This is a genomic window from Mesorhizobium sp. M0771, assembly GCF_040320155.1.
Lineage (GTDB): Bacteria > Pseudomonadota > Alphaproteobacteria > Rhizobiales > Rhizobiaceae > Mesorhizobium.
On sequence record NZ_JAMYPC010000042.1, the window covers coordinates 1 to 13,368 of the forward strand.

Sequence of the window (13,368 nt, forward strand, 5' to 3'; positions counted from 1 at the left end):
ATGACGCGCTCGCCGATATGGCCAACAAGCCGGTCGACGCCGAGGTCACCGAATGGGCCAACAGCGTGCTTGCCGAGAAGATCGACGAGATGGCTGCCAAACAGGCTCCTGAGCCAACACCGTAAGCCGAACGTTCAAGCCGCCGGGTCACACCCCCCCGGCGGCTTTTGGTGGCTCTACGGAACCCCTCAGGGAAAGCGTTACGCAGCGATGAGCCAAGCTCCGTTCACCGGCTTTTTTGTACATAAGCGGAACCTGAAATTTGGGGGCTTGTTGATAGAACGGCAGCGAGTGGGTGTTCGCTGCTGGTCGAGGTCCCGCAAGACTCGGCCGGGCTCGCATCACACCTGCCCCGGTACGGTGCGAGCCCATCGTCGCGCGACCAAGCGAGATCCCATGTGTCGGTCCATATTTGATACTAGGGGACGGCGGTTCATCATCACGATGGTTTATGGCACGTTGTCCGCCATGCCGAGCGCCAGACTCTGTCTTGGCCGTCTGCAGCAAGCGCTGGTCGATAGCGGCGGCCTTGAACGCCGCAAATGCTACGGCCGGACTGCAGCTTCCATCCTTGGCCTCCGCAATTAATCGGCACGCATTTCTATAGGCCGCCGCTTCCTTATTTGGCCACTGCGGGTTGGGACCCAGCCGTAGGGGAATGGCTTCCAAAAATTGTATGGACCGTGGCGACGACCACACATTCTACCTAAGCGATCGATTCCTCGGATGTAGCCGTGACGACGGAAACATGCGGCACCTGGAAGAGAGCCTAAGTCGCATGAAAGACCAGTGGAATCCGACCACCAGTTCATCGAAGGCGCCCGCCGTAGCCAGCGCTGGGCGGAGAGAGAACTGGAATCCCTACAATCGACCATCCAAGAGACGCGCCGCATCCTAGAGGCCTCACGGAAGCTCTTGGAAAAGATTGCCGAGCGCGAACACCCTACCCAGCCGTAGGAATGGCCGGTGCAGTTGGGCAGCTTGTGGGGGCTTAACCGCACCGGCCACTGCGGGAAGATATGAGGCCCCCCGCGCTGCTTAAGATATAGGCATATTAGCAACCGAGCAAATTATCTCGCATTGCCATCTTGAAGGCTCAACCGCGAAGCCAACTTAGTTCGAGAGAATGGGCGGATTGGTGAACGCGATGTCGCCCCCCGGTAGCAGTGAGCATCTTTGGGCTTTGGACCTTGCCGACCTGCGCAAGCAGTTTGGAAAGTTCGTTCAAGAGCGCGGAACAGCGCCTCTTGAGTGGGACGAGCACACCAAGCTGTTCCATGAAGAACGAAGGGAGCGCTGCCAGGAAACGGACCCTACCGGGCAGTAGGGGAATCACTCAGACCGTCAACGACGAGATGGAAGCCGAGGTCGACGAAGCCGCCGTCGAGCGCCCCCACGAATAGCCATTTTGCCGTACGAATCCGTACGGTCGTTTTGATTGAAGAAAGGGTCTCGGCGGGCCTATAAAGATGGTGTTTACCATTGCCTTTTTGGGAGGATGCGATGGTTGCAACGCCCATAGATATCGCTCAAGCGGCCACTGCGAATACGGCCACCTTGCTGAAGTGGCAGAAGTCCATGGAGGAACGCGCCACATTTCGCCAGAACATGGATCAATCGCGCAGGGCGATTCAAGTTTCACGCGAACTGCTGGAGCGCCTTCGTCAACGTCATCGCGACGACAATAGCGTCGCGGATGCGCAAAAGGATTAGCCGCCAGGGCAGACGGTGAGACAGGTCCGGGAACCTTATTGCCGCAAACCGGTTCGGGCTGCTCGCCTACGCTCAGATCGAGGTCCCCGGCTAGAAGGCCGCTCGCTTCGTAGCCCAGCGATTTGACCGGAAAAAGAGTGCTGGTGCTCGAGAGCATCAACCGCGGCGCATAACCACTGACGTTGCCTGCTCCCCCTGAGGGCGTTAGTAGCCCGCAACCGGAACATCACATGTGCTGGTGCATTGCTAGTGAACGCCAATTCGACTGGGGCGCAAAATGCATCGCGCGATCACAAATGCATGGGCAATGGTGCGAGAAGCCATCGTTGGGTTCGTCAACGACAATGCTCTCAGCCATGGCGCGGCAATCGCTTTTTATGCCACAACATCGTTGGCGCCAATTCTGCTCATCGTGGTTGCAATTGCGGGTCTCGCATTCGGTCACGAGGCAGCCCAAGCGGCATTGTCCGCCCAAATCACAGGGATGATGGGTACAGAAAGCGCAAATATCCTGCAAACCGCATTGAAGAGCGCATCCGAAAAGCCATCCGGCGGCACCTGGGCGGCGGTGATTGGCATCATCACCTTGCTTGTGAGCGCTTCCGGGGTCTTCGGCGAAATACAGCAGTCTTTGAACATGATATGGAAGGTCGAAGCGCAGGGCAGTTCGTTGTCGCGCCTGGTGCGCGCACGTGCGGTAAGTCTGGGACTGGTCACCGCACTTGGCTTCATGTTGCTCGTCTCTCTAGTCGCGAGCGCGGCGATTTCGGCCCTAGGCAACCTCATCAACGCACAGTTGCCGTTCGGGACACTTGTACTGGCCGTTATCAACGCGATCGTTTCTTTTGTCCTCCTCGCAGCTATTTTCGCCGCTATCTTCAAGATCTTGCCTGATCGAACCCTGGAATGGCGGGATGTCTGGATTGGCGCTGTTGTAACCGCTGCCCTGTTCACGCTCGGGAAATCGCTTATCGGTTGGTATATAGGCTCCAGCGCGGTCGCGGCCTCATATGGGGCCGCCGGTGGGCTGCTCGTCATCCTGCTGTGGGCTTACTACTCGGCGGAAATTTTTCTTTTCGGTGCGGAAATCACTCGCGCCTATTCCATTCGACACGGCAGCAGGTCCGATCTGGATGCTGTGCTTGACGGTGCTTGACTGCAAAACATGCCACTAAAGACCAAATCGACTAGGCGCGCGGCGCACCGAATGGCCGCCTTCGCGACGCCACCCGCATCATCACCCGTCGGCGCCGACCGCATCACCGAGCAGGGCAGGCGAGCTGGATACGATCGACGCCATATGATGAGTGCAAGGGTCACTGGTGGGTCAAACCATCGCGGTCACAGTTTGAGTTGGTTGGGAAGACGCGGTTCAGCGGCGACGCGGACGGCGCTTGCGTATCGGCTTTGATCTCGCGCGCCTGCCGTCCGGCGCCTTCTTGGCGGCAGCGGAGCGGTACAGGTTCATGAGGTCAATCAGGAGCCGAATAATGGCAATTGCAGTTGCAGCATCGAGCCAGCCCGCAATGCTGTTGAGCATCGGGATTGTTCTCCAAGCTTACGACGTGAAAGCGGTCGAAGGACCTTGGCGGCAGTGCAATTCTTCGCCTAGGCAGGGACTGTCACCCATTGGTTGTGGCACTCAGTTGCCAGCTACCATGACATGAAAAAGGCCTCGGAAGGAGGCCTTTGGATGGTGTGAGCGAGAATCTCCACCAAACAAATTATCCCACGTTTTGTGCATGCAGCGCAAGCCGTTCGGCTTGGCCAAGGCGCGCTTGGCGCCTTGATGCTTGGCACCGTGACCGTCACCCCTGCTCTTCAGCCGCAGCCGATAGTCGCTGTCGGCAATTTCAGCTGCGGCAATGCGATGTCATTGTTGGCGCCAAGAAATCAGCTCTTCACGTTGCTTCCGCGAAATGTGATCCTTGCAAGCACCAAGCGCAAGCTCATCAGGCAGAGGGTGTAATGGACTTAGCGGGCGTTCTCATATTGTGAAACGCCGAACGGATCCCGGGTCCCTGGAAGGGCGGCAGCAAACGTCAGAGAGCCGCACTTCCAGGGAGGCTGGATCAATAGTCGTTGTTGTAATAGCGATCATCGCAAGGCGCCGTGTAGATCCGGCCGCGGCGGTCCTGGTAACGGCAAAGCTGTTCGCCGCGGCGCTGCGGCGTGGTCGACTGGCCGATGACGGCGCCGAGCAAGGCGCCGCCGGCGGCACCCACGACCGTGCTTTCGGTGTTGCCGCCCAGTGCCTGGCCGGCGAGGGCGCCGACACCGCCGCCAATGAGTGCGCCTGTGGTTGCCCTCTGCTGCTGTTCGGTTTGAGTCGCGCAGCCTGCAAGTGCTGCAGTCATGAGCACGGCGGCAATGGTTTGTCTGATGATCATCTTGGAACTCCTTTGGAGCCCCAAACGCGGATCGGGGCGAATGGTTGCCAGTTGCTGGCGCATTGCGGCCAAACGGCGGCACGCCCGCTCACGAAATGAGACGTGGTTTCTCGGGCCTTGAAGACAATGGTTGCCAAAGCGGAAACGGCCTGCGCGAACAGGTCAATAGCGCATCGGTTTGAATCCGCTTGAGGAGCAGCTACGCTGCCTCGTTGCGCATCGCCTTTTGCGCGGCGGCGATCAGGAACCCAGATCGGCTGCAGCCATGCCGTTCCGCATATTGATCGATGTGGTTGAGGACATCTTCCGGGATGGTGACGTTGACGCGCACGACCTTCTTCGCCTCGGCTTTCAGGGCAACCAGGACGGCGACCCGGTTGAGATTGTCATTGTTCGACACGACATCTTCCAGGGACGATGGCTCGGGAATGGCTTCGCCATCCTCGACAAGGCCTTCGAGATGGAAGGCCAGGGCCTCTTCGGCCATGGCGCGGGCGTCGTCCAGGCTGGTGCCGGCGGTGACCACGCCCGGAAAATCGGGAAAGGATACGCCGAAGTCGCTGTCCGCTTGCTTGTGGATCAGTCCGATATAGTGACGCACGGGTCGGTTCCCCAAGGAGCGGCTTCGAGGCTCGATCAGACTATCGAGCCATTCGACACAAACTGTCGAGGTATTCCTAATGGGACCGTAGGAAGCTGCCTAGTAGGTTGGGCATGCCCCAGGCAGACATTGCCTGGGCAACGGTCGAGAGTGTGGGGAAAGTGCCAAAGTTAGATGGCGGGAACCAGACTGTGCCTAAAGTTCGCGCCGCGCAGTACGTGCGCATGTCGACGGAACACCAGACCTACTCGATCGACAACCAAGCGGATGCCATTCGCGACTATGCCGACATCATGGCTTACGACATTGTCGCCACTTACGAGGACCTCGGTCGCAGCGGTTTAAACCTTGGAGGGCGCCCCGGTCTTCAGAAGCTGTTGGCCGATGTCGAAAGTGGGCGAGCCGATTTTGAGACGGTTGTGGTCTATGATGTAAGCCGTTGGGGGCGTTTTCAGAACATTGATGAAAGCGCAGCCTACGAATACCGATGCCAGATGGCCGGCGTCCGTATCGAATTTTGCGCCGAGCAATTCGCAAACGACGGCAGCATCGGGTCAGACGTCCTCAAAGCAATCAAACGGAGCATGGCTGCCGAGCAGAGCAGAATGCTCTCGCAAAAAGTCTTCATCGGCCAGGCGAGGTTGATCCGGCTGGGCTTCCGGCAGGGCGGGAAGGCCGCCTTTGGCCTGCGGCGCCTGCTTGTCGATCAACACGGCCGTTCAAAAGGCATCCTTTCATCCCACGAATACAAGAGCCAGCAGACGGATCGAATAGTTCTGGTGCTCGGCCCACCTGACGAGATTGCGACAGTGAAGTGGATCTTCAGTCACTTTGTCAGAACACGCAAGACAGAGCTGGAGATGGCAAGACTGCTGAACAAGCGCGGCGTGCTCAGCGATTTGCGGCGACCATGGACGCGGGAATCCGTCCACTCGGTGCTGACCAACGAAAATTACATTGGCAACAGCGTCTGGAACAAGCATTCGGCCCGGCTGAGAAGCCATCAAGTCCGTAATCCCCCCGAACAGTGGGTGCGGGTGGAAAACGTCCTGGAGCCGATCGTCGACCGCAAACTGTTCGACCGGGCGCAGATCGTGCTCAAGACCATCTATCGCCACATGACCAACGACGAGATGCTGGCTGCTCTTAGGGCACTTCTGGCTCGCCGTGGCGCCTTGTCGTTGGCCATGATCGACGCCGATCCGGGGTGCCCGCCGGCCCAACGCTACCAGTGGCGTTTTGGAACCATTGTCAAAGCCTATGAACTGATCGGATACGAGCCATCCAAAAACTACCGCTTCATCGGCGTGAACCGGCACCTGGAATCAATGAGGCTGCAGATTATCCGGGATCTTGTGGGCGCGATTGATAAGCAGGGCGGGGTTGCTGCCCATGACATGGCGATGGACCTCCTGCGGATAAACGAGGAGATCACGGTGGCGATTACAATGGGCCGATGCAGGGTTTCCGGCTTCGGCTATCCACGCTGGTTTTCCAAGGCCGATAAACGGCCACTACCCGACATTTTCGTCCTGATCCGTATGAATCCCGGCGACCTGACCGTCCGGGATTATTTGATTGCGCCTGCGCATGAGATCGCTGGCAAATCGGAACTGCATGCCATCAATGGGATACCGCTGGACAGCTATATTTTTCCCACGCTCAATCCCATTGTCAGGCTGGCAGAGCGAGAGCCTGTGGGGGGCGTGGCTTGGTAGTCAAGCGCTTACCCAAGGACGCCGCCTACCGTGCGTTGGAAAAGGGTGGCGACAGACATGCGAGCAATATTGTTGCTGGCGCATTAGGGTCCAAGAAGAGGCTTCGTTCACACGAATTTTTGGCGACCTACGATACGGAATGCAAACGCATGCGCGATTTCGTCACGCAAGCGGCTAAGTCTGAACAGCGCCTAGACCGGATAGTAGCGGCGCTCCACCTTATGATGCGCGACAAGCAATTCTGCGCCACGCTGGTGTCCGAGGGCTTCAGGACAATGCCAAGCCTACTGGCACATAGGTTGCGTGGCGCGACCCGCGAGCCGCAAATGTTCTGCTCTCCCGGAAAACCCGCTTCCGAGACAGGCGAGAACCGGAAAGCCGTTAACGGAATTTGCCCTGATGTCCTCGACCTGCTTCGGGACGCGCCGGTGAAAACAAAAATCTTCGGGTTGCTCCAGAAGGTGCTGCCAGCCAGGCAATTGGAGATTGCCCGGCTGATGGTGGCGATGGACCGGGTCAGGATCACCTACGCGAGACTACTCGTCGCTCTGACACCGCAAGCCCTGCTGGTCGAGGGTTTTAATCTCTCAACGATCACCACACAGGCGGAAGACCAGCGCGGCGCGATGGTGCTCGATGTCGGCGCGCTAAGCCTTGCGGTTCTCAGCGCCGCGGAACGTCATGGCCAGGTGGGCCTGGAGCTTGTCGCAGCCAACCGCTTTTTCGACCGGTTGATGGATAATTCCAGAGTGGTGCGGTATCTCGCCCGGACCTTTCCGGGGCATTTTGAAGAGTTTCACAGCTTCTCGATGCCATGCCTCGAACAGGGGCGCTAGATGGTCGGACGTCAACTCCTATACAAACCGATCGCCGTCGCCGGGATGCAAACAACAGAACCAATCTGACTTCTGTCCAGGCCTCGAAAACCCAAACCCGCCGAGCTTGCCGCAGCCAGAATGCTCGCAAAGCGATTTTCGATCGGCTCTCGGCCGCGCGGAATCGCTGTCATCCCTTCGGCAAGCCGGCTCGGTTCGTCGCTCATAACGGGTTGATCGGCCCGACCAGGCCGGGATGGTCGTTGGGCAACTTGTTGACGGCGCTCGTGTTCACCTCACGTCCAACGCGGTTGAACTGCAGCTGACCGTCGATGTCGTGGCTGAGAATGTCCTTGAGGCTGTCCTTGGGCGTCGCCGGGTCCAGCCAGGCGTCATAGTAGGCCGCGTCGAGAATGAGAGGCTGCCGATCATGCAACTGCTTCATCGGTTCTGCGGCAGGCTCGGTGATGATGGTGCAGCTGGTTATGTCGAGATTGGAATTGTAAGCCCAAAGCCCGGCGAACGAGAAAGGCGCGTGGCCTGGCTGGTAGATGTGCCAAGGGTCTTTCTTGCCGTCGGCAGGCGATATCGTCCACTCGTAGAAGCCATCGGCAGGGATCAGGCAGCGCTTGGACTTGTAGGCGTCGCGGAAGGCGGGCGCTGTATCGATGCCCTCAATCCTGGCATTGAACATAGCCGCCTTGGGCATTTCCTTTGCCCAGAAAGGGACCAGCCACCAGCGCCCTTCACGCAGCCTGTGGTTGCCATCCTCACCGGCAGTGACGAATGGGACATCCTGAGTCGGCGCGATGTTGTACCGGGGCTCGTCGTTGCGGCCCGTCTCCGCCGGCGCAGTCAGGCGGTAGAGCCGGTGGATTTCCGACCACGACAGATATTTGGTGTAACGTCCGCACATCGCTCTGCCTCAGTTGCGCAGGAGTTCAGGCACGCTGAGCGGGCCAAGGTCGGAATTCTCCTATACTCGTCGCTGCGGCGCCAGACGCTGCGTTTCTCGGCGGCGGTGGCCGATTGATTGCCTTAGTAGCTTGCGGAAGGCTCTGGGCGACCGCAGAGTTCGCCTTGGTGTGCGCTGTGGAGGCAAAAAGGCAAAGCCGACAACGATCATGCCATGTCCCTCTCACTGCCGACTTAGCAAAGGCTCTCGCAAGGAACGCCGTCCTTGTCGCGGTCGAGCTTGCCGCCCCAAGAGCAGTTGGCCAAGTACCAATTAGCCTCATCGCACGAACTGATCTGGGGACAAGTTCGCCGCGGCTGACAAGAATAGCTCTGCGCCACCTGCCCATTGCTCATCATGCCGAGTGGTTGTTTTGCAGACGGCTTGGTGGTGCCGTTCGCATGCTCTGCGCGCCAATCCCATGGCGCCTGAAACGCCCCAGCCCACAGACCGACCTTCGCTGCCTGGGCCTTCGCCTGCTGTCCTGCGTAGGCTCCGTGGCTGTAGCGCGGCCAATCTAGTGCCAAGCCCCGCTCGACAAGCCAGCTCTGGACGTTGCGACCGTCGGCGCGATCGCAATCCCCAACAAGCCGGCCGTACCGGTCTCGGTTAACAAAGCTGCAGTGCAACGGACGCGATGCAGCCAGGAACTCGTGCAAGGCTTGGGCAGCATGGCGCCCGCAGGCGTATTCGAAGCCCTTACCGTCGTCGCAATATTGCTTACTCTCGGGCGCATCGATGCCGTTCAAGCGGATGCGCTGTCCGTGGATCTCGATCGTGTCGCCGTCGATCACAGACGCGACACCGGCGATCGGCGCCGGCTTCGAGCCGAACCAGTTCGATGCATTGATCTCTGGCAAACTTTCGCTGTGCTGGATGGCGGTTTGCGCGACCAGAGCGCCAGCCGCTACCGCAGTCACCAAAATCAGGCGCCGCGGCACATTCGCCCATCGGTGCGCACGGCTATGCTTGGCACCGGCTCGCTTTCGCCAGCGATCAGATCGATTGTCGTATCGGTATTTGTCCACGCCCTCTTCCCCGCAGGGAGGATGCGACTGTTTCAACAAAGAGTCCAGAAGACGAGACGCGCGGAATGCTAGCGCGGAAGCCGATGCGTGCCGACGCCCTCGACTTCGATCTCGGTTAAGCGGGTTCGATGGCCTGTTGGGGTGCATTCGGCTGTCGGGCCTGACCGGCGCGCTCCCGAAGGTGCATTCACGCGGGAAAACCCGCCTTTCTGAAGCCTGACATAAAAAGCTCGAGGGCAACCTGGTCGGCGAACGGGAAACCTGAAAACAACCGGACAGTCAGGTCGTGTTTCCTCGTCAGTGCTTCCTCGACTTCAACGCGCGCCTTCTGCGTCTCGCCCAAATGTGCGTACGCCGCTGCGAGGAACGCATGAATGAAGAATTGGTCGCCGGCCTTCTGGTACGAACTGATGGCCTCCACGTACCTTCCAAGCAGGAAGAGGGAGCTGCCCTTCACCTCCCAGAACCAAATTGGAGGTAACGGGTCGCGCAGGAGCGCAGTTTCGAGCACGTTCAGCGCCATCTCGGCCCGTCCGCCGTAGTTGAGCCAGCTTGCATAGTCCCCCGCTATGTTCATGTCTAGCGGGTTCAACGAGCGCGCTTGCTCGAAATGCACTCCCGCATCGCTGTGCTGGCGCATGTGCGTAAGCACCAGCCCCATGCTCTGGTGACAGACGCCATCGCTCCTGTCGAGAGCGAGCGCCGTTCGTGCCGACTCCCAGGCCTTCTGTAGCGTCCGCGGATCGTTGTCGTACCAAAATCTGCCGACGAGGGCCTGCGCGAGGAAGCCGTGGCCTTGAGCGAACGTCGAATCGAGCTCGACACACCGGACGAATAGGGGCTTGGCCATGTCCAGTTCATACCGGTAGAACTGCGCGCGCCCCTGCAGGTAATAGTCGTATGCATCCCAATCGGCGGGAGGCTTGCGTCTTGTCCGGCTCGTCGAATCGGCCTCCGCCCGGCCTTCGACCATCGAGGCGATGAGAGCCGCAACCTCGTCTTGCAATGCGAAGATGTCGTCGAGGGCCCTGTCGTACCGTTGGGCCCACAGGTGGGTGCCGGTGGCGGCGTCAATCAATTGTGTGGTGATCCGAATGCGATCACCGAGCTTTCGCATGCTGCCTTCGACGAGGTAGCGAACTCCGAGTTTGCGATGGGCTTCGGCAATGTCCAATGCCGGATGGCGAAACTGAAAAGATGAATTGCGCGCGATGACAAGGAGGGAGCGGAACCTGGCCAGCTCCGTAATTATGTCCTCGGTTATGCCATCGCTGAGATACTGCTGGTCCTGATCGCCGCTCAAATTGGCAAAAGGCAGGACCGCAATCGACGGCTTGCCGGACTCTGGTATCGCTCTGCGGGATGCGCTCGCCACCGGCTCGACAGTCCCGGTGAAGCGGTAGCCGACGCGAGGCACCGTGGCGATCCACTCGCCGCCGTTGTCAGCCGGACCGAGTGCCTTTCTCAGTGTCGCTATTTGGACCGTAAGGTTGCCTTCCTCAACGGCGGTTCCCGGCCAGGCAGCGTCCATCAGTTCGGCCTTGGTCAGGATCTCGCCGGGCCGGGCCGTGAGCGCAGCAAGCAGCGTCAGCCCACGATGCCCAACAACGATCGGGATCTGCTCTTTCAGGAGCGTCCCGATGTCGGGATCGAGTACGAACGGACCAAAAGCGATGCGTGTCCCCTGCATCTGGGCATATTAGACGTTCCGGCGGATTTCGGAACAGTGTCGGCACCGCTTTAATCCCCGGGGCGCTTTCGAGGCCTATGCCCAGAACGCGGCCACCTGTCCATCGATCAGAAGATAGCGATCGGGCGCTGGCCGCTGCGCAACAAGGCGGCATTGCCGCGCGGCCATTTCGGGCCATGGGTGGAGAAGCAAGGGTGCCTTTTAAGCAGCATGCCCGAGCTATGCATGCGGCTGGGTGCCAGGCGCCAGTACGCGAGACGGCCAGGACAGCGGGCGGCGAAGCGACTGGACGACGAAATATCGCGACCTGGTTCGGTCATGACTCCGCCCCGTTTTCGGTAGTTTCACTCGTCGCAGGTGCCGTTTGGCCACCGCACCCGCGTTCAACGGGTACTAGCTTAGCAAAATGGCCAGGCGAGTTATATTCTGCTCGCCAAGCGCACTCGAGATGATTTCTACCAAGCCGCAACCTATTTCAAAGCTAGACCAGCCTCCACCAATCGCCGGAACGCTTCCGATCTGGTGGGAAGATCTGGCTGAGTGCGACGCCATTCGTCTACGCGAGCAAGTAGGTCGGTCGAGAGCCGCAACTCGAAGCGTTCAGTTTTGTTGTCGACAGGATCAGGAACGTTTGACAATAGCGGTGTCCGTAATGTACGGTATGTACGTAATGTGGTTCACTCTTCGTGACCGAACGTCGTGCAACAACACGTCGTTCGGCCTAGCCACAACCCAAGCTGTGTGGAGTTCGGATCGTGGCTGACTCCGACAATACCACGACTTTGTCTCTCGTCACCCGCAGGAGAGCAATTGTGGGAACGACAAATGCAGCTGCGAGACTCAGCCTAAGCGCATTTGCTTACAGCGATCCGGGCGCGAGCCGATCAATTAGTCCTGCAGTAGCGCGCGGTGCGGATGTCGGCAGGCTCATGAACAGACTGAATGGGTGTGCCTTCAGCAGCAGGACCTGAACAGAAACCAGACCGCCAAACTCACTATCAAGCCCGAGGATTTAAGAGCCGGACACCTTCACCTCTCTGCCCTACAGACAAGAATTCGACCCCCGCTTTTGTCAGGGCCGCTTCAATGGCCTGCAAAGTGCTAATCCGGGAATCCACCTTGCCGTTTTCCAACCGGACCAGCGCGTTAAGCGAAACAATAGCCTTGTCAGCGAGTTCCTGCTGAGACCAACCCAGCAAAGCTCGTGCGGCTCGAATCTGTCGTGGACTGACCATGGGTCCACAATTGGCAGGCAGATTTTCTTTGCTACCGATAGGGTTCTTTTACACCCTATAAGGTATACGAAATGGCGATTCGGCTTTCAGATAACGTACCGACAGACTCTCTGTCGGCTGGCTAATGGAGCATCGAAAAGCCTTGTTGAAACCGCAGCGCTTCGTCCTCCTTCGGACGGAGCCGAAGCCAAAGATCGACAGTGACCCTCATCCCGCCGATCAGCATGTCGGCAGGCAGATTGCGACCGTCCGCGTCCAGTCGGACGTATCGCAGGCCCAACTTGCCCGATCCATAGGCATCAGCTTCCAGCAGCTCCAGAAATACGAGAACGCGCGGAATCGCGTGAGCGCTTCGATGCTCTACGAAATCGCCAGGTCGCTCGGCGTTCCTGTCAGCCGCTTCTTCGAAGGTCTGCCGGGAAACGATGAGACCCGCGTCGAGGCGCGGCCCCTGCCGGTCGATGAGCGCCTGGATTTCATCGCCAGCGCGGAGGGTCGGCGCCTGATTGAGGGGCTAGTGAACCTTCCACCGCGTCTGCGTGGTCGCATCTCGTCCCTGGTCTCAGCGCTAGGGGAAGAACTGGTCCTGCTAGACACGAAGGCAGAGAGCGAGACGGCCGGCGAGTCCGCGCCGGCCGAATGCAAGACCGTCTGACGGTCGATCGCGGTAGTCAGCCGAATTTTCGGGCAGCGGGCACGGTGATGCGGCCGCAAGCCGAGGATACTTTGATCTCGACGCCGAACGCCCGAGAGCGCGTCGCGAATTCCTCAAGCATGTCTCGCGCCTCGCTTCCAGTGATGGCGACGGGCACCAGTCTGCCCGTTGCGGATCCGGGAGACTGAGTTTCCGCCCCGATCGCGACGGGCAGGAGGTCTATTTCTGTGAGGCTTCCGCCGGCGTCATAGCGGCAAGCGGCGACGATGCTTTGCCAGACTTCCGGTGGATCCCATTCGGTTTCGTCGGCGTGGACGTGGAAGAGAAAATTTCCGAGGCCATAGAAGATCGGCGCGCCATTGTAGATTTCCACCGCCTGCAGCACCGGAGCGCCGTGGCTGACGAAGAGGTTGGCGCCGGCGTCAATGCACATCCTAGCAAAGGTCTGCACCCAGCGCGGCACGTCCTGCCAGCCTGGTTCCCAATGATGGTGGTGCAGATAGGCAATGACGAAATCGCCCTGTGCCGCCGCGTGCCGGATGGCGGCCAGATGGACACTTGCACTCTG

Annotated in this window: 14 protein-coding genes; 5 read left to right on the plus strand and 9 right to left on the minus strand. The window is 59.4% G+C overall.

Annotation, left to right across the window (positions count from 1 at the left end; all coding sequences use genetic code 11):
* Positions 1–147 precede the first annotated feature (147 nt).
* A complete protein-coding gene (locus NKI05_RS32345) occupies positions 148–699 on the minus strand; it encodes a DUF982 domain-containing protein (RefSeq protein WP_502898785.1) in 552 nt (183 codons plus the stop codon).
* Positions 700–1,503: 804 nt separating this feature from the next.
* Here NKI05_RS32345 and NKI05_RS31325 point away from each other — a divergent pair.
* Both NKI05_RS31325 and NKI05_RS31330 read left to right on the plus strand, forming a co-directional pair.
* Complete coding sequence (locus tag NKI05_RS31325; protein ID WP_023669236.1) at positions 1,504–1,713, plus strand: hypothetical protein; 210 nt, start codon at positions 1,504–1,506, stop codon at positions 1,711–1,713.
* Positions 1,714–1,990: 277 nt separating this feature from the next.
* A complete protein-coding gene (locus tag NKI05_RS31330) occupies positions 1,991–2,869 on the plus strand; it encodes a YihY/virulence factor BrkB family protein (RefSeq protein ID WP_352794108.1) in 879 nt (292 codons plus the stop codon).
* A 216-nt stretch (positions 2,870–3,085) separates the two neighbouring features.
* Here NKI05_RS31330 and NKI05_RS31335 read toward each other — a convergent pair whose 3' ends face one another.
* The 3 genes from NKI05_RS31335 to NKI05_RS31345 form a co-directional block, all read right to left on the minus strand.
* Complete coding sequence (locus NKI05_RS31335) at positions 3,086–3,253, minus strand: hypothetical protein (protein ID WP_023669234.1); 168 nt, start codon at positions 3,251–3,253, stop codon at positions 3,086–3,088.
* 532 nt (positions 3,254–3,785) lie between these two features.
* Positions 3,786–4,103, minus strand: coding sequence for a YMGG-like glycine zipper-containing protein (locus tag NKI05_RS31340; RefSeq protein ID WP_023690487.1), 318 nt, complete (start codon positions 4,101–4,103; stop codon positions 3,786–3,788).
* Positions 4,104–4,302: 199 nt separating this feature from the next.
* Positions 4,303–4,704: a type II toxin-antitoxin system HicB family antitoxin gene (locus NKI05_RS31345; protein ID WP_023726956.1), complete on the minus strand. Its 402-nt coding sequence runs from the start codon at positions 4,702–4,704 to the stop codon at positions 4,303–4,305.
* 113 nt (positions 4,705–4,817) lie between these two features.
* Between NKI05_RS31345 and NKI05_RS31350 the strand changes: the two genes are divergently transcribed.
* Both NKI05_RS31350 and NKI05_RS31355 read left to right on the plus strand, forming a co-directional pair.
* Positions 4,818–6,422 (plus strand): recombinase family protein, encoded by a 1,605-nt coding sequence (locus NKI05_RS31350; RefSeq protein ID WP_352794111.1) that lies wholly within the window; start codon positions 4,818–4,820, stop codon positions 6,420–6,422.
* A complete protein-coding gene (locus NKI05_RS31355; RefSeq protein WP_352794113.1) occupies positions 6,416–7,258 on the plus strand; it encodes a plasmid partitioning protein RepB C-terminal domain-containing protein in 843 nt (280 codons plus the stop codon). Before NKI05_RS31350 ends, NKI05_RS31355 begins: the two co-directional genes overlap by 7 nt.
* A gap of 202 nt (positions 7,259–7,460) precedes the next feature.
* Here the strand turns inward: NKI05_RS31355 and NKI05_RS31360 are convergent, their stop codons facing one another.
* From NKI05_RS31360 to NKI05_RS31375, 4 genes are all read right to left on the minus strand, one after another.
* Positions 7,461–8,153 (minus strand): SOS response-associated peptidase, encoded by a 693-nt coding sequence (locus NKI05_RS31360; protein WP_023822422.1) that lies wholly within the window; start codon positions 8,151–8,153, stop codon positions 7,461–7,463.
* Positions 8,154–8,386: 233 nt separating this feature from the next.
* Positions 8,387–9,220 carry a thermonuclease family protein gene (locus tag NKI05_RS31365; protein ID WP_245260658.1) on the minus strand — a complete coding sequence of 278 codons (834 nt, stop codon included), beginning with the start codon at positions 9,218–9,220 and terminating at the stop codon, positions 8,387–8,389.
* Positions 9,221–9,407: 187 nt separating this feature from the next.
* Positions 9,408–10,910 carry a winged helix-turn-helix domain-containing tetratricopeptide repeat protein gene (locus NKI05_RS31370; protein WP_352794116.1) on the minus strand — a complete coding sequence of 501 codons (1,503 nt, stop codon included), beginning with the start codon at positions 10,908–10,910 and terminating at the stop codon, positions 9,408–9,410.
* Positions 10,911–11,908: 998 nt separating this feature from the next.
* The gene (locus NKI05_RS31375) at positions 11,909–12,145 is read right to left on the minus strand and encodes a helix-turn-helix domain-containing protein (RefSeq protein WP_023694075.1); all 237 of its coding nucleotides are present in this window, start codon (positions 12,143–12,145) and stop codon (positions 11,909–11,911) included.
* Between the two features lie 142 nt (positions 12,146–12,287).
* Here NKI05_RS31375 and NKI05_RS31380 point away from each other — a divergent pair, with 142 nt between their 5' ends.
* Positions 12,288–12,800 (plus strand): helix-turn-helix domain-containing protein, encoded by a 513-nt coding sequence (locus NKI05_RS31380; protein WP_245263170.1) that lies wholly within the window; start codon positions 12,288–12,290, stop codon positions 12,798–12,800.
* Positions 12,801–12,816: 16 nt separating this feature from the next.
* On the opposite strand, the gene NKI05_RS31385 is transcribed toward NKI05_RS31380, so the two are convergent.
* Positions 12,817–13,368 (minus strand): CapA family protein (locus NKI05_RS31385; protein ID WP_352794118.1); only part of this gene is annotated, 552 nt, incomplete at its 5' end.